19 protein-coding genes and 2 tRNA genes are annotated in these 23,811 nt (G+C 73.5%); 7 read left to right on the top strand and 14 right to left on the bottom strand.

The annotated features are described in order from the left end of the window. Positions 1-59: 59 nt before the first annotated feature. Positions 60-1,673, bottom strand: coding sequence for a carboxyl transferase domain-containing protein (locus ACI78T_RS10765; RefSeq protein ID WP_456558087.1), 1,614 nt, complete (start codon positions 1,671-1,673; stop codon positions 60-62). Positions 1,674-1,764: 91 nt separating this feature from the next. On the opposite strand from ACI78T_RS10765, the gene ACI78T_RS10760 reads away from it, so the two are divergent. Next, positions 1,765-2,370 (top strand): SACE_7040 family transcriptional regulator, encoded by a 606-nt coding sequence (locus ACI78T_RS10760; protein WP_456558086.1) that lies wholly within the window; start codon positions 1,765-1,767, stop codon positions 2,368-2,370. A gap of 3 nt (positions 2,371-2,373) precedes the next feature. Here the strand turns inward: ACI78T_RS10760 and ACI78T_RS10755 are convergent, their stop codons facing one another. Both ACI78T_RS10755 and ACI78T_RS10750 read right to left on the bottom strand, forming a co-directional pair. Continuing rightward, positions 2,374-4,134 (bottom strand): flagellar basal body-associated FliL family protein, encoded by a 1,761-nt coding sequence (locus tag ACI78T_RS10755; protein WP_456558085.1) that lies wholly within the window; start codon positions 4,132-4,134, stop codon positions 2,374-2,376. Between the two features lie 181 nt (positions 4,135-4,315). Further along, a complete protein-coding gene (locus ACI78T_RS10750; protein WP_456558084.1) occupies positions 4,316-5,500 on the bottom strand; it encodes a hypothetical protein in 1,185 nt (394 codons plus the stop codon). Positions 5,501-5,647: 147 nt separating this feature from the next. Here ACI78T_RS10750 and orn point away from each other — a divergent pair, with 147 nt between their 5' ends. Both orn and ACI78T_RS10740 read left to right on the top strand, forming a co-directional pair. Further along, positions 5,648-6,337 (top strand): oligoribonuclease, encoded by a 690-nt coding sequence (gene orn / locus ACI78T_RS10745; RefSeq protein WP_456558083.1) that lies wholly within the window; start codon positions 5,648-5,650, stop codon positions 6,335-6,337. A gap of 61 nt (positions 6,338-6,398) precedes the next feature. After that, positions 6,399-6,474, top strand: a tRNA-His gene (locus tag ACI78T_RS10740). A 42-nt stretch (positions 6,475-6,516) separates the two neighbouring features. Here the strand turns inward: ACI78T_RS10740 and ACI78T_RS10735 are convergent. The 7 genes from ACI78T_RS10735 to ACI78T_RS10705 all read right to left on the bottom strand — a co-directional run bounded on the left by ACI78T_RS10735 (position 6,517) and on the right by ACI78T_RS10705 (position 16,585). Beyond that, entirely contained in the window at positions 6,517-8,235 is a 1,719-nt protein-coding gene (locus ACI78T_RS10735; protein WP_456558082.1) for an FAD-dependent oxidoreductase, read from the bottom strand. After that, positions 8,222-9,703, bottom strand: a complete 1,482-nt coding sequence (locus ACI78T_RS10730) for a flavin-containing monooxygenase (protein WP_456558081.1) — start codon at positions 9,701-9,703, stop codon at positions 8,222-8,224. The genes ACI78T_RS10735 and ACI78T_RS10730 overlap by 14 nt, the downstream gene beginning before the upstream one ends. A gap of 79 nt (positions 9,704-9,782) precedes the next feature. Continuing rightward, positions 9,783-11,330, bottom strand: coding sequence for a hypothetical protein (locus ACI78T_RS10725; protein ID WP_456558080.1), 1,548 nt, complete (start codon positions 11,328-11,330; stop codon positions 9,783-9,785). A gap of 17 nt (positions 11,331-11,347) precedes the next feature. Beyond that, positions 11,348-11,989 carry a TetR/AcrR family transcriptional regulator gene (locus tag ACI78T_RS10720; protein ID WP_456558079.1) on the bottom strand — a complete coding sequence of 214 codons (642 nt, stop codon included), beginning with the start codon at positions 11,987-11,989 and terminating at the stop codon, positions 11,348-11,350. A gap of 11 nt (positions 11,990-12,000) precedes the next feature. Then, positions 12,001-14,151, bottom strand: coding sequence for a 3-hydroxyacyl-CoA dehydrogenase NAD-binding domain-containing protein (locus tag ACI78T_RS10715; RefSeq protein WP_456558078.1), 2,151 nt, complete (start codon positions 14,149-14,151; stop codon positions 12,001-12,003). A 13-nt stretch (positions 14,152-14,164) separates the two neighbouring features. Then, positions 14,165-15,379: an acetyl-CoA C-acetyltransferase gene (locus ACI78T_RS10710; protein WP_456558077.1), complete on the bottom strand. Its 1,215-nt coding sequence runs from the start codon at positions 15,377-15,379 to the stop codon at positions 14,165-14,167. A gap of 63 nt (positions 15,380-15,442) precedes the next feature. After that, on the bottom strand, positions 15,443-16,585 hold the full coding sequence (locus tag ACI78T_RS10705; protein WP_456558076.1) for an acyl-CoA dehydrogenase family protein: 1,143 nt from the start codon (positions 16,583-16,585) through the stop codon (positions 15,443-15,445). Positions 16,586-16,713: 128 nt separating this feature from the next. Between ACI78T_RS10705 and ACI78T_RS10700 the strand changes: the two genes are divergently transcribed. Both ACI78T_RS10700 and ACI78T_RS10695 read left to right on the top strand, forming a co-directional pair. Beyond that, on the top strand, positions 16,714-18,504 hold the full coding sequence (locus ACI78T_RS10700) for an AMP-dependent synthetase/ligase (RefSeq protein WP_456558075.1): 1,791 nt from the start codon (positions 16,714-16,716) through the stop codon (positions 18,502-18,504). A gap of 86 nt (positions 18,505-18,590) precedes the next feature. After that, positions 18,591-18,833 (top strand): hypothetical protein, encoded by a 243-nt coding sequence (locus tag ACI78T_RS10695; RefSeq protein ID WP_456558074.1) that lies wholly within the window; start codon positions 18,591-18,593, stop codon positions 18,831-18,833. 69 nt (positions 18,834-18,902) lie between these two features. On the opposite strand, the gene ACI78T_RS10690 is transcribed toward ACI78T_RS10695, so the two are convergent. The 4 genes from ACI78T_RS10690 to ACI78T_RS10675 form a co-directional block, all read right to left on the bottom strand. Further along, the gene (locus ACI78T_RS10690; RefSeq protein WP_456558073.1) at positions 18,903-19,184 is read right to left on the bottom strand and encodes a ubiquitin-like small modifier protein 1; all 282 of its coding nucleotides are present in this window, start codon (positions 19,182-19,184) and stop codon (positions 18,903-18,905) included. Further along, the gene (locus ACI78T_RS10685) at positions 19,181-20,263 is read right to left on the bottom strand and encodes an exo-alpha-sialidase (protein WP_456558072.1); all 1,083 of its coding nucleotides are present in this window, start codon (positions 20,261-20,263) and stop codon (positions 19,181-19,183) included. The genes ACI78T_RS10690 and ACI78T_RS10685 overlap by 4 nt, the downstream gene beginning before the upstream one ends. A 91-nt stretch (positions 20,264-20,354) precedes the next feature. Next, the gene (locus ACI78T_RS10680; RefSeq protein ID WP_456558071.1) at positions 20,355-20,774 is read right to left on the bottom strand and encodes a hypothetical protein; all 420 of its coding nucleotides are present in this window, start codon (positions 20,772-20,774) and stop codon (positions 20,355-20,357) included. A gap of 68 nt (positions 20,775-20,842) precedes the next feature. Beyond that, positions 20,843-22,000 (bottom strand): L,D-transpeptidase, encoded by a 1,158-nt coding sequence (locus ACI78T_RS10675; RefSeq protein WP_456558070.1) that lies wholly within the window; start codon positions 21,998-22,000, stop codon positions 20,843-20,845. 197 nt (positions 22,001-22,197) lie between these two features. Here ACI78T_RS10675 and ACI78T_RS10670 point away from each other — a divergent pair. After that, positions 22,198-22,273 (top strand) — tRNA-Lys (locus ACI78T_RS10670). Positions 22,274-22,368: 95 nt separating this feature from the next. Continuing rightward, positions 22,369-23,811 (top strand): hypothetical protein, encoded by a 1,443-nt coding sequence (locus ACI78T_RS10665; protein WP_456558069.1) that lies wholly within the window; start codon positions 22,369-22,371, stop codon positions 23,809-23,811.

Below are 23,811 nucleotides of genomic sequence, written 5' to 3'. Positions count from 1 at the left end.
TCCTCACGGGACTTTCTGTACCGAAAGTCCCTGGGAGTTTCGGTACAGAAAGTCCCTCGTCACATGCGGAAGACGCCATAGCCGACCTCCTCCAACGGAGCGTTCGCGGCGGCCGAGAGGGCGAGGCCGAGCACGGTGCGGGTCTGCGCGGGATCGATCACGCCGTCGTCCCAGAGCCGCGCGGTCGCGTAGTACGGGTGGCCCTGGTGCTCGTACTGCTCGCGGATCGGCGCCTTGAACGCCTCCTCCTCCTCGGCCGGCCACTCCTCGCCGCGGGCCTCGGCCCCGTCGCGGCGCACCTGCGCCAGCACCGACGCCGCCTGCTCGCCGCCCATCACCGAGATGCGCGCGTTGGGCCAGGTGAACAGGAACCGGGGCGAGTACGCCCGGCCGCACATGGAGTAGTTGCCGGCGCCGAAGGAGCCGCCGATGACCACGGTGAGCTTCGGTACCCGGGCGCAGGCGACGGCAGTGACCATCTTGGCGCCGTGCTTGGCGATGCCGCCGGCCTCGTAGTCGCGGCCGACCATGAACCCGGTGATGTTCTGCAGGAACAGGAGCGGGATCTTGCGGCGGTCGCACAGCTCGATGAAGTGCGCGCCCTTCAGGGCCGACTCGGCGAACAGCACGCCGTTGTTGGCGATGATCCCGACCGGGTGGCCGTGCAGCCGGGCGAAGCCGGTGACCAGCGTGTGCCCGTACAGCGGCTTGAACTCGGCGAACCGGCTGCCGTCGACCAGCCGGGCGATGACCTCGCGGACGTCGTAGGGCGTGCGGGGGTCGGGCGGCACGACCTCGTAGACCGACTCCGCAGCGTGCAGCGGCTCCTCGACCGGCGCGACGTCCCACGGCCGCGGCTCGCGCGGGGCCAGGGTGCCCACGATCTGCCGAACGATCTGCAGGGCGTGCGCGTCGTCGTCGGCGAGGTGGTCGGTGACCCCGCTGACCCGGCTGTGCAGGTCTCCCCCGCCCAGCTCCTCGGCGGTGACGACCTCGCCGGTCGCCGCCTTCACCAGCGGCGGGCCGCCCAGGAAGATCGTCCCCTGCTCGCGGACGATGACCGCCTCGTCGCTCATGGCCGGCACGTACGCCCCGCCGGCGGTGCACGACCCGAGGACGGCGGCGATCTGCGGGATGCCGGCCTTCGACATCGTCGCCTGGTTGTAGAAGATCCGGCCGAAGTGCTCGCGGTCGGGGAAGACCTCGTCCTGCATCGGCAGGAACGCGCCGCCGGAGTCGACCAGGTAGATGCACGGCAGCCGGTTGTGCAGGGCCACCTCCTGCGCGCGCAGGTGCTTCTTCACCGTCATCGGGTAGTAGGTGCCGCCCTTGACGGTGGCGTCGTTGGCCACGACGACGCACTCGCGCCCGGCGACCCGGCCGATGCCGGTGATGATCCCGGCGGCGGGCGCCTCGTCGTCGTAGAGCCCGTGCGCGGCCAGGGGCGAGAGCTCCAGGAACGGGCTGCCCGGGTCGAGCAGGGTGTCGACCCGCTCGCGGGGCAGGAGCTTGCCGCGGTCGACGTGCCGCTGACGCGCCCGGTCACCGCCGCCGAGGGCGACCCGGTGCAGCTGGGCGGCCAGGTCGGCGGCCAGGTCGGCGTGCGCGGCGGCGTTGCGGCCGGCGGTCGCCGGGTCGGCCGCGGCAGCGGGTCTGAGCACGGGCGCGTCCACGTCGCCGAGGTTAACGGTCGTTCACTCCGACGGTCCAGCTCACACCCCGGAGTGGTTAACGGACGTTCACCGCCGGGTTAGCATCCGCCGTGTGACCTCGACGCGCGCACCCCGGGATGCGGCGCTGCACGCCGACGCCGACCGGCCGTCGCGCCGCGAGCAGATCCTGCAGGCCGCGGCCCAGCTGTTCGCCGAGCGCGGGTCACGGGCGGTCGGGGTGGACGACGTCGGCGCGGCGGTCGGCGTCACCGGCCCGGCGATCTACCGGCACTTCGCGAGCAAGGACGCGATGCTCGCCGAGATGCTGGTCCGCATCAGCGAGCACCTGCTGGAGGGCGGCAGCCAGCGGGTGCAGGACGCCGGCGGGGACCCCGAGGCCCAGCTGCGCGCCCTCGTCGCCTTCCACGTCGACTTCGCCCTCGACAACCCGGCGCTGATCACCGTGCAGGACCGCGACCTGGGCAACCTGGCCGAGGCCGACGCCGCCCAGGTCCGCCGGCTGCAGCGGCGCTACGTCGAGGTGTGGGTGCCCGTCCTGGCCCGCCTGCACCCCGCCGCGGACGCCGCCGCCTGCCGCGCGCGGGCGCACGCGGTCTTCGGCCTGATCAACTCCACCCCGCACAGCGCGGGGCGTCTCGGCCGTCCGGCGATGGCCGCGCTGCTCGGCGACATGGCCTGGGCCGCCGCCACCGCCTGAGGGCTACTCGAACGGCGGGGTGGCCAGCGACAGGGCCGCCTCGGCGACCGCGTCGATCTCGGCCGACCCGCCCGCGGCGTCCTCGTCGACCCAGGCGCTCTCCACGATGGTCACCGCCGGGCCGGAGACCGCGCTGGCGTACTCGGCGCCGGAGAGCTCGTCGGGGCTGCCGGTGTACCGGACGCCCTCGCGCAGCAGGTCGCTGACGTTCCCGCTGCCGTTGCGGTCGGTGAGGGCCTGGAGGTTGCGGGCGGCCGCGGCGTCGGGCATCTGGACCCGGGACACCGCCACGACCACCGCCGCGCCGTCGACCTGCGTCGAGTAGAGCGCCCGGGACAGACCGGTGCAGTCGAGCTGCGTGAAGAAGTCCGCGGTGTCGCCGTAGGCGTGGCTCACGCAGGTCTCGTCGACCTGCACCGCCTCGACCCGGTACTCGGCGCCGCCCACCACCTGCACGTCGCCGACCGCCGGCCCGGCGTCCTGCGTCTGCGGTGCGCTCGGAGCGGCGTCGGCGCTCCCGCCGTCGTCACCGTCGCGCAGCAGGAACCAGCCGCCGACCCCGAGGGCGGCGACGACGAGGACGCCGACGAGCGTCATCAGCAGCACCCTGCCCCGCGACCCGGCGCGCTCCTCGGCCTCCTCCGCCTGCTGGTTCTGGTCCCAGTACAGGGGCGGCATGGCCGGGGGCGCCGGCGGCGCGGGCTGCTGGAAGGTCGCCGTGGGCGGGGCAGCGGTGCGGGGCGGGACGACGGTGCCCACGGTTGGCGGCTCGGGCTCGGCGCCGGCGAACAGCCCGCCGATGCCGCCCCCGTCGTCCGGCGGGGCGGGTGGCTCGTCGATCGCCACCGTGTCCCGGGGCGGCGCGACCGGGGCGGGGGCCTGCTGCGCGGCGGCCTGCTGCGCCGCGGCGGCCTCCTGCGCCGCGGCGGCGTGCCCGGCGGCGGCCGACGCGGCGACGGCCGCGGCGATCGCCTCGGGGCTGGGCTGCTCCCGGACCGGCGGAGCGGGCGGCTCCTGCGCGGCCGGGGCGGTGGCCGGCTGCTGCGCCGGTGCCGGGGCCGCCGTCGCGGGGGCGCCGAGCGCGGCCGGCGTGAGCAGCTCCGGACGGCGCAGGACATACGGCGAGTACGGGAAACCCTCGCCGTTGAGCTCCTCGACGGAGGGGCCGCGCCCGGGCAGCTCCAGGGCCTCCAGGGCGGCGCGCACGTCGGCCGTCGTCCAGAGGCGGGGGTTGTCCACGCCGGAGTACCGGCTGGCGCGGGCGATGCCGAGGAGCAGCGAGCGCGTCTCGAGCAGCGACACCAGGTCGCCCTCGCCGAGGTCGCCGTCGGCCGGCATCAAGCCGGTCACCTCGCCGACGAGCACGGTGAGCCGGGCGATGCGGCCGGGCTCCAGGCCGGCGCGCCGCAGCTTCATGGCGACCTCCATGCCGGCGCGCATGAGGCCGTCGAGCGGAGTGGACCCGCCGCCGGAGAGCTGGAGGGCCTGGCCCGGCCCGGACTCGGGCGCGATGGTCCACGCGCCCTCCGGGACGGCCTTCACCACGCCCGACTGCCGGAGCACCTCGGCGATCCGGATGACGGCGATGCCCTCCGGCACGAGCAGGACCGCGTCGGAGATGCGCCGCCCGAGCGGCCCGTCGATGAGCGGGAGGGCGGCGACCACGGCGGCGCGGACCGAGGCGCCGGTGTCCCAGCGCGTCAGCTCGCCGAACAGGGCTCGCTCCCCCGCCGTCTGAAGCGGCGCCGGGGTCAGGGCCAGCACGTCGGGTGTCCTCCGGGGCGGTCGGGTGTCTGGGGCCGGTCGGGGCCGCGGACGCCGTGGACCCGGGCAGGGCGCCCCCCGGCGCGCACTGCCCGTGCGTGGTCCACCCGGCGCCGGCAGCTGCTCACGACGCTACGTCATCGGGCAGGGCACGCGGCGTGCGCGCGCCGGAGCGCCGTGGTCACACGTGCGCGGGGGGCTCCTCCGTCGCCGGCTCCTGCGCCGCACGCCAGCGGGCGAACGAGCCACTGCGGGCCACGAGATCCACCGCCGTCCAGAGCACCGCGAACCCGACGCCGACCGGCAGCACCGACCACCAGTTCCACGGCGGCAGCAGACCGAGGGCCTCCTGCGCCACGGCGACCCCGTAGACGGCGGCGGTGACGACCAGCCCGGCCAGCCAGCCGGGGACCCGGCGGGTGACCGCGACGTCGACCAGGACCGCGCCCACGAGCAGCACGACGGGCAGCACCGAGGGCGGGAAGCCCATCGCGACCAGGCCCAGCCACATGACGGCCCGGTAGGCGAGGTAGGTCGCCGCGATGATCGTCGCCGTCCAGCGCAGCCCGACGACCTTGCGCGCGACCACGAGCGAGAGCAGGCCGGCGCAGATCAGCCACGCCGGGTGCACCCACGAGGGCACGGGCAGCATGAACATCGTCGGGGTCTGCCCCTGGGAGGCCGCGAAGTCCAGCAGCTGGGGCTCGGCCGTCGTCCGGCCGTCGAGGTAGGCCGCCAGCGACAGGACGCCGTACTCCTGGTGCTGGTTGGGGAAGAGGACGTTCTCGACGAAGAACAGCCACAGGCCCAGCGAGACCAGGTCGCGGACCCGGCCGGGGGCCGCGTACAGCCACCAGCCCCGGATGGCGCCGGCGAGCATGATCGCCGTCCCGAGGTAGAGCAGCGCGTGACTGGGGCTCCAGCTGGTGATGTCCAGGCCGTTGATGCGGTGGTTGACGATGTCGATCGGGATGGCGACGAGGAACGTCCCGATCCCCCACTGCATGAGCCGCAGCGCCCGCCGGTCGACGCCGTAGCCGCTGTAGCTGTGGAAGACGACCAGGCCGATGACCACGGCCGTGCCGGCGGAGTTCAGCAGGTGCGGGGGTGCGAGGTCGTCGCGCAGCCACCTGAAGTGCCACGAGACGTCCCAGGACGAACCGAGCATCTTCAGCAGGAAGGCACCCAGCCACGCGGTGTAGATCCAGCGCAGCTCGGTCTCGGTGGTGGCCCGGCCCGGGCGGCCGGGGGTCATGTAGGCCAGCCAGAGCCAGCGCACGAGAGCGACCGGGTGGGCCAGCCCGTTGCGGAGGGTGCCCGGAGCCGGAGGGACCTCGCGGACGGCGGGAGCGGCAGCAGGGGGCACGGGGATTCCTCGGGCTCGGTGGACTGGCCCAGACCCTAGCGGCGCGGAGGGCCGATTCCGAGCCTCCGAGTAGCAGGATCGCGACACCTGCGCTATCAGCCGGACACACGGGGCGAGCGGTGCGCACGGTGCGTACTGTCGGGCGTCGTGGCAGAGAGCGCAGGGCACCTGGTCTGGATCGACTGCGAGATGACCGGGCTCGACATCGTCAAGGACAAGCTGATCGAGGTCGCGGTCGTCGTGACCGACTCGGAGCTGAACGTCCTCGACCCCGGCCTGGACCTGATCATCTCCGCGGACGACGCCGACCTGGACGGCATGAACGAGGTCGTCGTCGAGATGCACCGCAAGTCGGGGCTCACCGACGCGGTCCGGGCCTCCACGCTCACCGTGGCCGAGGCCGAGCAGCAGCTGCTCGCCTACATCAAGCGCTGGGTGCCCGAGCGGCGCACCGCACCGCTGTGCGGCAACTCGATCGGCACCGACCGCGGCTTCCTCGCCCGCGACATGCCCGAGCTCGACGACCACCTGCACTACCGGATGGTCGACGTCTCCTCGATCAAGGAGCTCGCCCGCCGCTGGTTCCCGCGGGTCTACTTCGCGCAGCCGCAGAAGGGGCTGGCCCACCGCGCCCTCGCCGACATCATCGAGTCGGTCCGGGAGCTGGCGTACTACCGCCGGACGCTCTTCGTGCCGGCGCCCGGGCCCAGCAGCGACGAGGCGAAGGGCGCCGCCGAGGAGGCCGTCGGCGCGTTCGCCGAGGTCCTGGCGGCCGGCGACGCCACCCCGCGCACCGGTGTCGACGAGGCAGCACCCCCGGCCGCGTCGGGGAGCTGACCCGCTCCGGTATCGTTGCTCCGGTTCCCCTCCCGGCGCGTGCGCCGTCCGGGGAGCGACGGTGGGTGTAGCTCAGTTGGTAGAGCACCAGGTTGTGATCCTGGGTGTCGCGGGTTCGAGCCCCGTCACTCACCCCACGCAGAAGGGCCCCGGTCAGCCGACCGGGGCCCTTCTGCCTGTCAGCTCGCCCGTGTGCGCTGCACCACCGTCAGCGGGAGCAGCCGCAGCGCGCCCGGCGCGTGCGCAGGCACGACGGGCCGGCGCGGTGGGACCGGGGCGACCGGCCGGTAGGGCTCGCCGGGAGCAGGCCGCGGATCGGCCTCGCCCTTGTTCGGCCAGAGGCCCGTCGCCCGCTCGGCCTGGGCGGTGATGGTCAGCGACGGGTTCACGCCGAGGTTGGCCGACACCGCCGACCCGTCGACCACCGACAGCCCCGGGTAGCCGTGCACGCGGTGGTAGGGGTCGACGACGCCGTCCCGCGGGGTGGCGCCGATGACGCAGCCGCCGAGGAAGTGCGCCGTCATCGGGATGTTCGCCAGGTCGGTGAACGCGCCGCCCGGGTCACCGCCGATCTTCGCCGCGATCCGCCGCACGGCCTCGTGCCCGCCGGGGATCCAGGTCGGCACCGGCTCCCCGCGCCCCGGCCGGCTGGTGAGCCTCCGGCCGAACCGCCCCTTCCGCCCGGAGACGACGATGCTGTTGTCGCGGGTCTGCATCACCAGCGCGATCAGCGTGCGCTCCGACCATCCGCGCACCGACAGGCTGCGCACGAACGCGCCCGGGTTCCGCGCGATGACCCCGAGCGCCTTCAGCCAGCGCGGCAGCCGCCCGCCCCCGTCGACCAGCACCGTCTGCAGCAGGCCGATGGCGTTGCTGCCCTTGCCGTAGCGCACCGGCTCGACGTGCGTGTGCTCGTCGAGGTGGAAGGACGAGGTGATCGCCACGCCCCGGCTGAAGTCGGTGGGTCCGCCGCGGCGGCCGGTGGCGGCGAGCACCGCCTCCGAGTTCGTCCGCGTCTGGTGCCCCAGTGTCGGGGACAGCTCCGGCAGCGTGCCGCCCTCCTTCATCGCGTGCAGCAGCCGCTGGGTGCCGTAGGTGCCGGCGGCCAGCACGACCTGGTCGCACGTCCACCGGCGGACGGTGCGCTTCCCGAGCCACGCGCCGGTGCGCCGGGCCTCCACCTCCCAGCCGCCGCTAGGACGGGGGCGCACCGAGGTCACGGTGGTCAGCGGGTGGACCACCGCCCCGCCGCGCTCGGCCAGGTACAGGTAGTTCTTCACCAGGGTGTTCTTGCCGCCGACCGCGCAGCCGGTCATGCACGAGCCGCACTCGGTGCAGCCGGTGCGGTCGGGCCCGACGCCGCCGAAGAAGGGGTCCGGCACGGTCACGCCCGGCTCGCCGTAGAAGACCCCGACCGGGGTCGACACGACGGTGTCCCCCACGCCCATCTCCTCGGCGACCTCGCGGAAGATCTCGTCGGCCGCCGTGGTCGTCGGGTTGGTGGTGACACCGAGCATCCGGGACGCCTGCTCGTAGTACGGCTCGAGCTCGGCCGCCCAGTCGGTGATGCCGGCCCACTGCGGGTCCTGGAAGAAGGCGGGCGGCGGCTTGTAGAGCGTGTTGGCGTAGTTGAGCGAGCCGCCGCCGACGCCGGCGCCGGCCATCACCAGGACGTCGGGCAGCAGGTGGATGCGCTGGACGCCGTAGCAGCCCAGCTGCGGCGCCCACAGGTAGCGGCGCAGGTCCCAGGAGGTCTTCGGCAGCTCGTCGTCGGCGAACCGGCGCCCCGCCTCGAGCACCGTGACGCGGTAGCCCTTCTCGGTCAGCCGGAGCGCGGCGGTGCTGCCACCGAAGCCGCTGCCGACGACGACGACATCCGTGTGCTCAGTCCTGGGCACGGGCCCCTCCGGCGACGGCGACGGGTGCCGGCTCGAACTCCTCGAGCCGGAGACGGCGCAGGCGGCGCCGGAAGGTGAGGGTCGAGGCCGGCCAGTTCTGCGTGTTGCGGCCGTTCTCGTTGATGTACCAGCTGTGGCAGCCGCCGGCGAAGACCGTGTGCCCCACCCGCTCCTGCACCCAGGCGTCGAACCGCTCCGCGACGTCGCGGCGGATCTCGAGCCGCCGGGCCCGGCCGTCGCGCAGCGCGCGCACCGCCTGCACGACCCAGCCGATCTGGGCCTCCAGCATCACGATGATCGAGTTGTGGCCGAGGTTGGTGTTCGGGCCGTAGAGCACGAAGAAGTTGGGGAAGCCCGGGACGACGGTGCCGAGGTAGGCGCTGGCGCCGTCCTTCCACTGCTCGTGCAGGTCCCGGCCGCCCCGGCCGGTGATCCGCATGGGCAGCAGGAACTCGGTGGCCGCGAACCCGGTGCCCAGCACGATGGTGTCGACCTCGCGCTCGGCGCCGTCGGCGGTGACGATCGAGCGCGGCCGGATCTCGGCGATGCGGTCGGTGACCACCTCGACCTGCGGCAGCTGCAGCGCCGGGTACCAGTCGTTGGACATCAGGATGCGCTTGCAGCCCATCGGGTCGGTCGGCGTCAGCTTCTCCCGCAGGGCCGGGTCGGCCACCGCCTCCCGCAGGTGCTTCCGGTACGCGGCCTTGTGCGCGAACAGCAGCCGCGGCTCGGTGTTGAAGCCGAGCGAGCGCAGCTCGTTGGAGAAGTAGTTGCCCTCGCGCGAGAGCCGCAGCAGCCCGGGCACGCGGGCGAACGCCCTCTTGGCCCGGTCCCGGTAGGCACGGTCGGGCTTGGCGAGCACGTAGGGCGCCGACCGCTGGAACACCGTCAGCGACGCCGTCCGGGGCGCGATGGCCGGCACGAACTGGATGGCGCTGGCCCCGGTGCCGAGGACGGCGACCCGCTCGCCGGTCAGGTCGTGCTCGTGGTCCCACTGCGCGGAGTGGAAGAGGGTGCCCTCGAATCGGTCCAGGCCGGGGATGGCCGGCGTGCTCGGCCGGCTGAGCTGGCCGGTCGCGGCGACGAGGACGTCGGCCTCGTGCTCGGCGCCGCCGGCGAGGGTCAGGCGCCAGACGCCGTCGTCCTCGTCGAAGGCGGCCGCCAGCACCTCGGTCCCGAACCGGATGTGCGGCAGGACGCCGAAGTCGCGGGCGACGTCGCGCAGGTACTGGTGGATCTCGGCCTGCGGGGCGAACCGCCGCGACCAGTCCGCCTTCGGCGCGAACGACAGCGAGTACAGGTGCGAGGGCACGTCGCAGGCCGCGCCGGGATAGGTGTTCTCCCGCCACACCCCGCCGACGTCGTGGCTCTTCTCGAAGAGCACCAGGTCGCTGATGCCGGCCTGCTTGAGCCGGACGGCGGCGGCGATCCCGCCGAAGCCGGTCCCGATGACGGCCACCCTGGTCATCGCATCCCCCACGCGTCGGCACTCTGCCCGATCGCCGCGGTCCCGGTGTCGTCGGTCAGGACGCCGGGCTGGTCCACGGTCATGCCGGAGCTCCTGCGGGGACGGTGACGGCGGCCTGGCCGTCCCGGAGGGACAGCCGCACGGTGCGGCCGACGTGGGTGATCGCGCCCGGAGGCAGGGCGGCCAGCGACAGCTCGGCGGCAGCGGCACGGTCGTCGGGGGCCGTCGCGGCCGCCACCCGCTCCCCGGAGGGGAGGCGGCCGACGACGAAGGCCTGCTGCGGGGCGCCGTCGCGGCCGTGCTCGACCGTCGCGGTCTCCACGGTGAGCTCCGGCCCGTCCTGCGCGGCGGTGGCGGCGTCGAGCACCGGGGGCGCGTCCGGGTGGTCCACGGCGCCGGGCTCCGGGTGGCCGACGTACCCCTCCGGGTGCGGACGGGCGCCGAGCAGGACGGAGTGCTGGTAGGAGAGGTAACCCCCGTTGGCGTGCACGAGACCCGTTGCCGCCCCGGCGCGGAGCCGCTCGACCATCGTCGCGACGGCGTGCAGCGAGTAGGTGTTGAGCGGCCCGCCGAAGGACGAGTGGCCGCCCGCGACGCTGAGGACCGCGTCGCGGTCGAGCCCCAGGTGCAGGGCGGCGAGCTTCGGCACGATCGGGAAGCAGCTGTAGACGTCGACGAGGTCGACGTCCCCGATCGCGAGGCCCGTGGCGTCCAGCGAGCGGTCCAGCGCCCGGCCCAGCGCCGCGGAGCCCGAGAACCCGGTGCGGCGCAGGGGGTCGGGCAGGTCGTCCACGCCGGCGCCGCCCCACACGTAGGTCAGCCGGTCCTCCGGGATCCCGTGCTCCCGCGCGACCCGGAGGGAGGTGACGACGACGGCCACCGCCTGGTCGACGTTGGGCATCGCGTTCATCGACAGCGGGTACGGCTCGCACACCATGCGGTTGCCGGCACCCACGGTGCCGACCTGCTCCGGGGTCAGCCCCTCGGCGTTCCAGGCGTAGGGGTTCTGCGCCGCCACCCGGCTCAGATCGGCGTACAGGCGCGCGGACCACGCCGCGCTCTCCTGCGGGGTGAGCCCGAGGTCGGCCTGCAGGCGGTTCTCGAACAGCGGGTACATCCGCGGCGGGAGGACGAGCCCAGCGGCCAGCATCTCGGCGGAACCGAGCTCGCCGAGGTCCAGCGGCGGCGGGCCGCCGGGGGCGGCGCTCCAGCCACGCTCCCGCGGGTCGACCCCCGCCTTGGCCAGCGCGTTGGCCGACGCCTGCGCCTCGCCGCCGACGACCACCGCGACGTCGCTCTCCCCCGCCCAGATCGCGGCGGCCGCCCGGTCCAGCAGCCGGGCCGGCAGGTGCCCGCCGAGCGCGGTGTTCTCGCAGGTCCGCGGGGTCGCGCCGACGCTCGCCGCCACGGAGGCGGCGAGGTCGTCGTAGGCCCAGCTCGCGGTGCGGATCGCGAAGACCGTGTCGGCGGCACGGAGGAGCTCCGGCGCGCCCGCGTCCTGCCCGGCCCGACTCAGCGCCTGCACCATCAGGTCCAGCGGCTCGCGGGCGGCGTCCACCGCGCGCTCCCGGTTGGCGCGGAGCTGCCCGACTCCGGCCAGGACGGGGGTGCGGGTCTCGTCGGGCACGGGATCTCCTGGGGTCGTCACGGGACGTCCGGCACCGCACGTCGCTGCAGGGACGTCGGGGTGAGGGCCTCGACGATGGTCAGCCAGTGCTGGAGGAACTGGCCGCGCGGGGCATCCGGCTGCAGCGCGTAGGTCAGCGCCTGGCCGCGCATCGACGTGAGCAGCACCTGGTACACCGACTCGGCGGCCGGGTGGCGGGCGACCTCCTCGCCGAACACCTCGAACGCCAGCTCCCGCAGCTGGGCACCGAGCCGCCGCTCGTGCGGCAGCAGCGCCGCCCGCAGCTCGGGGTCAGTGCGGGCCGCCGTCCACAGCTCCATGGCCGCGACGAACAGCGGCCCGTGGAACCGCTGCCAGACCAGCTCTAGCCCGAGCCGCACGCGGGCCACGGATTCGTCGGGCAGCTCGGCGGCGGCCTCCCGGACGCTGCCGCTGAACTCCTCGTAGAGGTGGTCGACGGCGGCCAGCACCAGGTCCGCCTTCGACGTGAAGTGGTGCGTCAGCGCGCCGCGGGAGACCCCAGCCCGGCGCTGCACCTCCTGCGTCGTGGTGTGCGCGTAGCCGAGCTCGACGAGCGACTCGACGGTCGCGCGGACGAGGGCGTCGCGGGTCGCCGCCCGCCGCTCCGCCTGGGTGCGGCGGAGCGGCGTGCGGCGCACCTCGACGTCGGTCAGCCCGCCACCGCCGCACGGAGGCTGCCCGCCGGCACGGCCCGCTCGAGCAGGATGGCCGGGGGCCGGAACCGCTCGCCGTAGGCGTCGGCCAGCTCGTCGGCGCGCGCCACGAAGCCGGCCACCCCGCCCTCGTACTGGTCGACGTACTGCAGCACGCCGCCGTAGAGGGGCGGGAAGCCGATGCCCATGATCGAGCCGATGTTGGCGTCCTCCACCGAGTTGAGGACCTTCTCCTCCACGCAGCGCGCGGTCTCGACGGCCATCGCGAACAGCAGCCGCTCCTGCGCGTCCCGGAAGGGCACGGCGTCGGACGACGGGAAGAGCTCCGTCAGACCGGGCCACACCCGCTTCTCCGGCTCCCAGTCGAAGAAGCCCTTCCCGGCGGACTTGCCGGTGCGCCCCTGCTCGACCAGTGCCCGCAGCACGGCGACGCCCGGGTGGTCGTCCGTGGCGCCGGCCTTCGCCGCCTCGTCCCGGATCTTCAGCGGCAGGGTCAGCGTGACCTCGTCCAGCAGCGTGAGCGGCCCCGCCGGGAAGCCCGCCTGCAGGGCGGCCCGTTCGACGCTCATCGGCGCCAGGCCCTCGGCCAGCAGGGCGGCGCCCTCCATGACGAGCGTGCCGAACACCCGGCTGGTGAAGAAGCCGCGGCTGTCCTGGACGACGATCGGCGTCTTGCCGATCTGCCGGACGACGTCGTAGGCACGGGCGAGCGCCTCGTCGGAGGTGCGCTCCCCCACGATCAGCTCGACCAGCGGCATCTTGTCCACGGGCGAGAAGAAGTGCATGCCCACGACGTCGGCCGGCCGCGAGACGCCCTCGGCGAGACCGGTGATGGGCAGGGTCGACGTGTTCGACGCCAGCAGGGCGTCCGGGAGCGCGTTCGCCTCCGCCTCGCTGAGCACCCGGTGCTTGAGCGCCTGGTCCTCGAAGACCGCCTCGACGATCACGTCGCAGCCGGCCAGGTCGGCGGCGTCGCCGGTGGGCGTGATGCGGGCCAGGAACGCGTCGGCCTTCTCCTGCGTCATGCGGCCGCGCGAGACCTGCTTGCCGACGAGGCTCGCGACGTGCGCCTTGCCCTTCTCGGCCGCCTCGACGGTGACGTCCTTGAGCACGACGTCGACGCCGACCTTCGCGAACGCGTGTGCGATGCCGGCACCCATCATCCCGGCGCCGAGCACGCCGACCTTGGCCGCCGTGTACTGCTCCGGGCCGGACGGCCGCGAGCCACCGCCGTTGATCCGGTTCAGGTCGAACCACAGCGCCTGGATCATGTTGGTCGAGATCTGGCCGACGACGAGGTCGACGAAGTAGCGGCCTTCGACGGTGAACGCCGTGTCGACGTCGACCTGCAGGCTCTCCACCGCCGCCGACAGGATCGCGTACGGCGCCGGGTAGGGCGCGCCCTTGAGCTGCTTGGTCAGGTTCGCCGGGAACGCGGGCAGGCTCGACGCGAGCGACGGCGTGGACGGGGTGCCACCGGGCACCTTGTAGCCCTTGACGTCGTAGGGCTGCTGCGCGCTCTCGTTCGCGAGCACCCACTGCTTCGCCTTGGCGAGCAGCTCGTCCCGGTCGGCCGCGGTCTCGTGCACCAGCCCGAGCTCCATCGCCTTCTCGGGGCGGATCTGCTGGCCCTGGAGCAGCAGTTCGAGCAGCGCCGTCGTCAGGCCGAGCAGCCGCACCGAGCGGACGATCCCGCCACCGCCGGGCAGCAGGCCGAGGGTGACCTCCGGGAAGCCGAGCTTGACCTTCGGGTCGCCGAGGACGACGCGGTGGTGGGTGGCCAGGGCGATCTCCAGGCCACCACCGAGGGCGGCGCCGTTGATCGCGGAGGCGACCGGGACGCCGAGCGTCTCCAGCCGGCGCAGCTGGCTCTTCACCAGCGTCACCTGGGCGAGGACCTGGTCGCGGGTCTCGGGCGTGGCCTGGATCAGGCTGCCGAGGTTGCCGCCCGCGAAGAAGGTCTTCTTCGCGCTGGTCAGGACGACGCCGCGGATCGATTCCTTCTCGGCTTCGAGCCGGTCGATCGTCTCGCCCATCGACCGCACGTACGCGTCGTTCATGGTGTTCGCCGACGACGAGGGGTCGTCGAGGGTGAGGACGACGACGCCGTCGGCGTCCTGCTCCCAGCGGATGGTGCTGTCAGACATTCGGGGGTGCTCCTCAGACTCGCTCGACGACGGTGGCGATGCCCATGCCGCCGCCGACGCACAGGGTGGCCAGGCCGTAGCGCAGGTCGCGCCGCTCGAGCTCGTCGACGAGCGAGCCCAGGATCATGGCGCCGGTCGCGCCCAGCGGGTGGCCCATCGAGATGGCCCCGCCGTTGACGTTCACCTGCTCGTGGTCGAAGCCGGTGTCGGCCATGAACCGCAGGACGACGGCGGCGAAGGCCTCGTTCATCTCGACCAGGTCGATGTCGTCGACGGTGAGCCCGGCCTTGGCCAGCGCCTTGTGCGTCGCCGGCGCGGGGCCGGTCAGCATGATGACCGGGTCGGCCCCGGACACGGCGGTGCTCACGATGCGGGCCCGCGGGGTCAGCCCGTTTCGGCTGCCCGCCTCCTCGGTGCCCACGACGACCAGCGCGGCGCCGTCGACGATGCCGCTGGAGTTGCCGGCCGTGTGCACGTGGTCGATCCGCTCGACCCAGTGGTACTTGTTCAGCGCGACGGCGTCGAAGCCGCCCATGTCGCCGATACCGGCGAACGCCGAGGGCAGGCCGGCCAGCGACTCGACCGTGGTACCCGGGCGGACGAGCTCGTCGGTGTCGAGGACGACGGTGCCGTTCTTGTCGGTCACCGGGACGACGGAGCGCTCGAAGTAGCCGTTCGACCAGGCCTTCGCGGCGCGGGCGTGCGACTCGGCGGCGTACGCGTCGACGTCCTCACGGCTCCAGCCGGCCAGCGTCGCGATCAGGTCGGCACCGATGCCCTGCGGCACGAAGCCGGTGCGCGCGGCGGTCTCGGGGTCCATGGGCCACGCGCCGCCGTCCGAACCCATGGGGACGCGGGACATCGACTCGACGCCGCCGGCGAACACCAGGTCCTCGAAACCGGAGCGCACCTTCTGCGCGGCCAGGTTCACGGCCTCGAGCCCGCTGGCGCAGAAGCGGTTGATCTGCACGCCGGCCACGGTGTCGGGGAGGCCCGCGGCCAGCGCCGCCGTCCGTGCGATGACCGCGCCCTGCTCGCCGACGGGCGAGACGACGCCCAGGACGATGTCGTCGACCAGCGCGGGGTCGAGGCCGGGGTTGCGGTCGCGGACCGCGTCGATCAGGCCGGTGGTCAGGCTGATCGGCTTGACCGAGTGCAGCCCTCCGGTCTTCTTGCCCTTGCCGCGCGGGGTGCGCACGGCGTCGTAGATGAACGCCTCGGCGGTCATGCGGGTCCTCTCGGGATGGTCCGGAAGGGCCAAAGTGGCCACTTTGGCCCCTGGGGGGCGGGGTCAGACGCCGAGGGAACGGCCGACGATCTCCTTCATGATCTCGGTCGTCCCGCCGTAGATGGTCTGGATGCGGCTGTCGATGAACGCCTTGGCGACCGGGTACTCGAGCATGTAGCCGTAGCCGCCGTGCAGCTGCAGGCACCGGTCGACGACGCGCTTCTGCAGCTCCGTCGTCCACCACTTCGCCATGGCGGCGTCCTCGGCGGTGAACCGGCGGGCGTTGTGCTCGAGGATCGCCTTCTCCAGGAAGGTCTCGGCGATCGTGACCTCGGTGTGCATCTCGGCCAGCTCGAACCGGGTGTTCTGGAACTTCCCGATCGGCTTCCCGAACGCGGTGCGCTCCTTGCAGTACTCGACGGTCAGGTCGAGCACGATCCGGGCGGAGGCGACGGCGCCCGCGGCGATGGACAGCCGCTCCTGCGGGAGGTTCTCCATCAGGTGGAAGAAGCCGTGCCCCTCGGTGCCCAGCAGGTTGGCCGCGGGCACCCGGACGTCCTCGAAGAACAGCTCGGCGGTGTCCTGGGCCTTGAGGCCCACCTTGTCGAGGTTGCGCCCGCGCTGGAAGCCCGGCATGCCCCGCTCGACGACCAGCAGCGAGAACCCCCGCGCCCCGGCCTCGGGATCGGTGCGGGCGACGACGATGACCAGATCGGCGTTGATGCCGTTGGTGATGAAGGTCTTCGAGCCGTTGAGCACCCACTCGTCGCCGTCCCGGCGGGCCGTCGTCCGCAGGCCCTGCAGGTCGGAACCGGCGCCCGGCTCGGTCATGGCGATGGCGGTGATGATCTCGCCGCTCACCAGGCCGGGCAGCCAGCGCTGCTTCTGCTCGTCGGTGGTGAGCCCGATCAGGTACGGGGCGACGACGTCGTTCTGCAGCGTGAAGCCCAGGCCGCTGGCGCCCACCCGGCTGATCTCCGCGGACAGGATGGCGTTGTAGCGGAAGTCGGAGACCCCGCCGCCGCCGTACTCCTCGGGGACGTCCATGCCGAACAGGCCGTGCTCGCCGGCCTTGAGCCAGACCGAGCGGTCGACGACGCCGGCGTCCTCCCAGGCCGCGTGGTGCGGGACGACCTCCTTGGCCAGGAAGTCGCGCAGCATCGCGCGGAACGCCTCGTGGTCGGCCTCGTAGAGCGCGGACTGCACAGGAACCCTCCGGGGAGCGTGATCGTTTGGGGCGCCAGAACTGCCAGAAAGCTCAACATACAGACCATCCGTTCTGTATGTTCGCGATCCAGGTCACAGCGTCGTGCCCATCGACAGGAGCCCACCCGATGCAGGAGTACTCCAGCCCCACCGCCTTCGAGATCCCCTCCACCGCCGCCCTCCCGGACGCGGTCACCGAGCACGCCACCTCGACACCGGACCACGTCGCGCTCAGCCGGAACGTCGGCGGCGGCTGGGAGCCGGTGACGAGCCGCCAGTTCGCCGAGCAGGTGTCCGCCCTCGCCCGCGGCATGGTCGCCGCCGGGGTCCAGGCCGGTGACCGCGTCGGCATCCTGAGCAAGACCCGCTACGAGTGGACGCTCGCCGACTACGCGATCTGGACGGCCGGCGGCGTCGCCGTCCCCATCTACGAGACCTCCTCGGCCGAGCAGGCGCAGTGGATCCTCTCCGACTCCGGAGCCGTCGCGGTGGTCGTCGAGACCGCGGCGCACCAGGCCCTGGTGGAGTCGGTGCGGGACGGGCTGCCCGGCCTGCGCGACGTCTGGCAGATCGACGCCGGCGACCTCGAGGACGTCGCGGCGCGTGGTGCGGACGTGCCCGCCGAGCAGCTGGCCGAGCGCCGGGCCACCCTCTCCGCCGGGTCGCTGGCGACGATCATCTACACGTCCGGCACCACCGGCCGGCCCAAGGGGTGCGAGCTCACCCACGGCAACCTGCTCTACGTCGCGGAACTGGCGCCCACCGTCATCCCCGCCATGCGTGCCGAGGACGCGAGCTCGCTGCTGTTCCTCCCCCTGGCCCACGTCTTCGCGCGGATCATCGAGGTCAGCTGCATCCAGAACGGCGCCCGCCTGGGCCACACCGGCGACCTCGCGCAGCTGCTGGCGGATCTGGGCACCTTCCAGCCGACGTTCCTCGTCGCGGTGCCGCGGGTGTTCGAGAAGGTCTACAACGGCGCCCGGCAGAAGGCCCACGCCGGTGGCAAGGGCGCCATCTTCGACCGTGCGGAACGGGTCGCGGTCGCCTGGTCGAAGGCCCAGGACACCGGCGGCGCCGGGCTCGGCCTCAACCTGCAGCACAAGCTGTTCGACGCGCTCGTCTACGGCAAGCTCCGCGCGGCGATGGGCGGCAAGGTCGAGTACGCGCTCTCCGGGGGCGCCCCGCTGGGCGAGCGCCTGGGCCACTTCTTCCGCGGGATCGGCGTGACGATCCTCGAGGGCTACGGCCTGACCGAGACCACCGGACCGGCCACCGTGAGCGGCCCCGCCGCGCTCAAGGTCGGGACCGTGGGCCGACCGGCGCCCGGCTCCGCGGTGCGCATCGCCGAGTTCGGCGAGATCCAGGTCCGCGGGCCGCAGGTGTTCACCGGCTACTGGAACAACCCGGCGGCCACCGCCGAGACCATGCGCGACGGCTGGTTCGCCACCGGGGACATCGGCGAGATCGACGCCGAGGGCTACGTGACCATCACCGGCCGGATCAAGGAGCTGATCGTCACCTCGGGCGGCAAGAACGTCTCCCCCGCCGTCCTCGAGGACAAGATCCGGGCCCACCCGCTGGTCAGCCAGTGCATGGTCGTCGGCGACAACCGGCCCTTCATCGGCTGCCTGATCACCCTCGACGTCGAGGCGCTGCCCGGCTGGCTGGAGAGCAAGGGCCGCCCGTCCGACACCCCGATGACCGACCTGGTCCACGACCCGGAGGTGCTGGCCGAGATCCAGGCCGCCGTCGACGCGGCGAACAAGCAGGTGTCCCGGGCGGAGTCCATCAAGTCCTTCGAGATCCTGCCCGTCGAGTGGACCGTGGAGGGTGGCCAGCTGACGCCGTCGCTGAAGCTGAAGCGGTCGGTGGTCATGAAGGAGTTCGCCGACGAGGTGGAGAAGATCTACGCGGGCTGAGTCGCGAGGTGCCCGTGTGACGGGTGCGGTGGACACGTGACCGGCGGTGCTGGCGTGACGGGCGTGCGACTCGGACTCTGAGAGGCATGACCAGCGTCTACGCGTACGGAACGGCTCACGCGGTGGTGATGGTCGGCTCCTTCGGCGCCGAAGGTCTCAAGCCGCGGCAGATCGGCCCGGCGCACGCCACGATCGGCCGGGTCAGCGGGCAGAGCCGCAAGGCGCTGTGCGGCGCCTACGTCTCCATCGACGAGCAGCAGCCCTGGCCGCCGGAGGGGTACGACGAGCAGCAGCTGTGCGAGAGCTGCGCGGAGCTCGCCGCCCTCTGACCCGCGACTGTCGGGTTGTCGTCGCCATTCCTCGCGGATGACGACATCAGCCCGACACCCGACGGGGCCTCAGCCGCCGGCGACCGACGGCAGCACCTGCACCTCGGCGCCGTCCGGGACGGGGGTGGCCAGGCCGCCCTGGAACCGGACGTCGTCCCCGTCGACGTAGACGTTGACGAACCGCCGCACCTGGCCGGTCTCGTCCCGGATCCGGCGGCAGAGCATCGGGTGCTGCGCGGCGAGCGCGTCCAGCACGTCCGCCAGCGTGGTCCCCGGCGGGTCGACGTCCAGGTGCTTGGCACCCCCGGCGAGCGACGCGAGCACGCCGGGCAGCACCACCTGCACGCTCACGGCACCCGCGCGGCGCGGACGGTGAGGACGTCGGGCAGGTGGTCGGCGACCAGCGTGAAGGTCTCGCCCTCGTCCGCGCTCGCGTAGACGCAGCCGTCCCGCGTCCCGAAGTAGATGCCGGTGCTCCCGTGCTCGTCGGCGCAGAAGGCGTCGCGCATGACGGCGCTCCAGTTGCCGTCGGGCAGGCCGTTGCCGAGCTCGATCCACGTCCCACCGGCGTCGCGGGTGCGGTGCACCCGGAGCCGGCCGCCCGGCGGCACGCGCTGCATGTCGGCCACCAGCGGGATCACCCACGCCGTGCCCGGGGTGTGCGGCGAGGAGACGATCGGGAAGCCGAAGTCCGCGGGCAGCCCCTCGGCGATCGACGTCCAGGACCCGCCCGCGTCGTCGGTGCGGAAGACGCCGAAGTGGTTCTGCGCGTACAGCCGGTCCGGACCGGACGCGTCGACGGCGACCTTGTGCACGCACTGGCCGTACTCGGGCAGCTCGTCCGGCAGGAAGGTCGCCGTGATGCCCCGGTTGCGCGGCTCCCACGCCGCCCCGCCGTCCTCGCTGACGTAGACCCCGCCGGTGCTCATGGCGACCGTCACCCGGTCCGAGGCGGGGTCGGGCAGGACGGTGTGCACCGCCCCTCCCCCGCCGCCGGGCTCCCAGGTCTTGCGGTGCGGGTGGTCCCAGAGGCCGCGCACCAGCTCGAACGAGCAGCCGCCGTCGCTGCTGCGCCACAGCGAGTGCGGCTCGCACCCGGCCCAGACGACGTCGGGGCGCTCGGCGGTGTCCGGCCGCAGCTGCCAGACCCGGGCCAGCGCGGCCTCCTCGCCATCCGGGAAGCGGATCGCGCCGTGGTCGGTCTCCTGCCAGGTGGCGCCGACGTCGTCGCTCCACATGACGGTGGGACCCCAGTGCCCGTACTGGATGCCGGCCAGCACGCGCGGCTGCGCGCGGCGGGTGTCGATCGAGACGGCGGCGACCTCCTGCGCGAGCAGGTGCGGTTCGCTCAGCGTCCAGGTGCGCCGGTCGTCGTCACTGCGGGCGAGCCACAGCCCCTTGCGCGTACCGATGGCCAGCAGGTCTGTCATGACGCCCTCCGGGGTCGACGGATCGACGTGAGGGCGACCGTAGGACCGCGGACGGCCTCACGGGAGGTCTGACCGTGCGGGGCGCCGGAACTCAGCGGCGGGTGGCGCCGCCACCTCCGGGCTGCTCGGGCTGCGCGACGTCGGGCCGCGGGTGGGTCTGCCCGTCGTGCGTCAGGTCGGGGGCGATCTTCTCGGCCCGGGCCCGCAGCCGCTCGGCCTCCGACGCCTCCTCACCGGCCCGCTGGGCGCGCTCGCGCGCCTCCTGCTCGGCCAGGCGGGTGCGCTCCTCCACCTCGGCCCGCTCACGCCGGGCGCGGGCGGCCTGCTCCTCGGCGAGCGCCTGCTCCTTCTCCGCCCGGGCGGCACGCACCTGCGACTCCTGAAGGTGCTCGCGCGCCTGCTCGCGCTGGCGCAGCTTGGCCACGCGGGACCGCTTGGCGAGCGCCAGTGCCAGCAGCACCAGGAGAACGACGGCGACCGCGACGATCAGGACGATGAGCCACGTGTCCATGGGGACCCCCTCCTCGGAACCACGGATCTTGTGCCCGTGGGCCGGAGAGGGGAAACGCCGCGGTCAGCTCACTTCAGCGCGCTGCCGGCCTGCCACTCCTCCCACGGGATGGTCCAGTCGTAGATGTCCGAGCGGAGGGTGCCCGCGCTCGAGCCGCGGATCTCGACGACGTCGCCGGGCTGGGAGAAGTTGAAGAACCAGGCCGCCCGGTCGGTCGACAGGTTGATGCACCCGTGCGACACGTTGCTGTTGCCCTGCTGGGCGACCGACCACGGGGCGGCGTGCACGAACTCGCCGCTGTCGGAGATCCGGACGGCGTACTCGACGGGAGTCCGGTAGCCCTCCGGGGAGTCGACCGGCACGCCGTAGGTGCTCGAGTCCATGATCCGGTCGCGGTTGAGCTCGGTGACGACGTGCGCACCGTTGTAGCTGGGGTTGTCCGGGCTGCCGGCGCTCATCGGCCAGGTCTGCACGAGCTGGTCGTTGTCGTAGACCTCCATCGTGTGCGTGGAGGCGTCGGCGATGGACACGTGCTTCTCGCCGATGGTGAAGGACACCGTCCGGTTCTTCTCGCCCCAGACGCCCTCGCCGAAGTCGATCCCGTACAGGTTGGCGTCGAGGCGGACCTCGGTGTGCGCCGGCCAGTACTGCGAGGGCCGGAAGTGCACCTCCGTGTCGCTGAACCAGTTCCAGACGCCGTCGGTCGCCGGGGTGCTGGTCACCACGAGGTGGCTCTCGACGGCGGCCTTGTCGACGACCGGGTCGTCGAAGTAGACGCGGATGGGCATCCCGACGCCGACGGTCATGCCGTCGAGCGGGCCGATGCCGGGCGTCGAGAGGGTCGCGGGGGTGACGGTCGTGAAGGTCGACGTCGCCGTCGCCTCCTCGTCGTCCTCGTTCACCGCGGTGGCGGTCAGGGTGTACTGCGTGCCGTAGGCCAGCGGCTCCGCGGGCGCCCAGACGGCGGTGTCGGCGCCGTCCTCCTGCTGCACCTCGCCGGTGACCTGCGCACCGCCGGCGTCGACGAGGGTCACCTCGTCGAGCTCCCCCTCGGGGACCGAGATCTCCAGCGGTGTCACGGGCGAGACGTCCGCCGAGCCGTCCGCCAGCGCCAGCGACACCTCGGGCGCCGGGACGGCGGCAGCCGTCTCCTCCGACGAGCCGCGCGGGTCGTCGTCCCCACCGCTGCACCCCGCCAGGAAGATCATCGCTCCCGCGGTGATCACGGCTGCTGTCCTGCGCACCCTGCCCCGTCCTCTCCCCTGGGACCACGGACCGGTCGAGCCCGGTCCGTGCACCTGTGGTCCAGTGTCCACACCCGGGCAAACGAGCCGATCGAGGCGAGCGTCACGCCGGGGGCCCGGAAACGGCCCGGACGGCGCTGGTATCGTTCTCCCTCGTCGCCCGACAACCGGGGCGACACGCGCCATTAGCTCAATTGGCAGAGCAGCTGACTCTTAATCAGCGGGTTCGGGGTTCGAGTCCCTGATGGCGCACCACGGAGAACGGCCCGGTCCCTGAGGACCGGGCCGTTTCTCGTCCGCCGGGTGCCGCTGTGCCCGGTCGGCGGGAAAGGGTCGCCTAACCTGTGCCGGTGGCCCTGGGGACGACAGCGATCGAGCAGCCCCGGTCCCGCGTCACGGATCCCGCCGTTCCGCCCTGGGGCGCGGTGGAGCTGCTCCCGCCGCTGCTCCTCCTCGTGCTGGGCACCGTGCTGCTGCTGCCGGGGCACGGGCTCTGGTACGACGAGCTCTTCACCGCCGAGGTGAGCCGGCTCCCGCTGCGCGAGATCCTCGCCGCGGTCGTGGAGGGACGGGGCACGACCAGCTACCTCGCCGACGTGCCGCCGTCCTACAACGCGCCCTACTACGTGGTGGTGCACGCCTGGATGGCGCTCCCGGGCCTGGGCGGCGACACCTCGCTGCGGGTGCTGTCCCTCCTCGCCACGGCCGGCGGGATCGCCCTGATCACGCGAGCCATCACGCGGCTCGCCGGCCGGGCCACCGGCGTCCTGGCAGGGCTGATCCTCGCCGGCAGCCCCCTCCTGCTGGTGCAGTCGGTCGAGGCGCGCAGCTACGGCCTGGCCGTCCTCGCCACCGGTGGCGCCGTCCTCGGGCTGGCCCGCTGGCTCCAGGAGCCGCCGCGCGGCCTGGTCCTCCTGGGGCTGGCAGGTGCCGGCATGGGGCTGGCGCACTGGTACGCCGTCACCACGCTCGCCGGTCTGGTCGTGGCCGCCGTCGTGCTGCGTGGCCGGCGCGCCCTGCCCGTGGTGCTGGTCGGCGCGGTGGCCGCCCTCCCCGCCGCCGCGCTGGTCGGGGTGAATCTGCTCAGCGGGAACGGCGGCCGGAACGCCGACCACCTGCGCAGCACCGGCGGCCGGCTGGCCGGCCTGGCCGTGGAGGCCTGGGCGGGCGGGCACTTCCTGCTGCTCGCCGTCGTCCTGGGCCTGGGCGTGGTCGGCGCGGTCCGCGCGGCCGGCGTCCGGGTGGTCGCCCTGTGCTGGACGGTCGTGCCGCTCCTCCTGCTGACCGCCGCGGAGCTCATCCGCCCGGTCTACTCCTCCCGCTACCTGCTCACCGGGCTCCTGGGCCTGGGCGTGCTGGCGGCCGCCGGGGCCCTGGCGATGCCACGCGTCGCCCGACTGCCGGCCGCAGCACTGGTGCTGGTCTGCACCCTGCTGGCGAGCGCACCGCTGGCCGACCGGAATCCCCGGGAGCGGTCCGACGACGTCGTCCGGGCGCTCGCCGAGCTGCAGCGGCCCGGCGAGCCGGTCGTCGCCGCCGACCGGCGCTCGGCCACCGGGCTCGACCACTACGTCCGGGTCCTGGCCCCGCGGCTGCGGCCCGACGTGGTCCTGCCGCCCGAGGACGCCCCTGCCGGCGAGAGCCGGGTGTGGCTGGTCCGCCGGGTCTTCGACGGGGTCCCGGTGGCCACGGACGACGACGCGGTCCTCCGGGCGGCCGGCCTGCGCCTGACCGAGGAGCGCGACTTCCCCGGCAGCCGCACCTCCCTCGTCCTGCAGCGCTGGGAGCGCTGA

This window comes from Blastococcus sp. SYSU D00922, assembly GCF_054050495.1.
The sequence above is the reverse complement of the archived record's forward strand: the minus strand, read 5'-3'. Positions and strand labels throughout refer to the sequence as shown.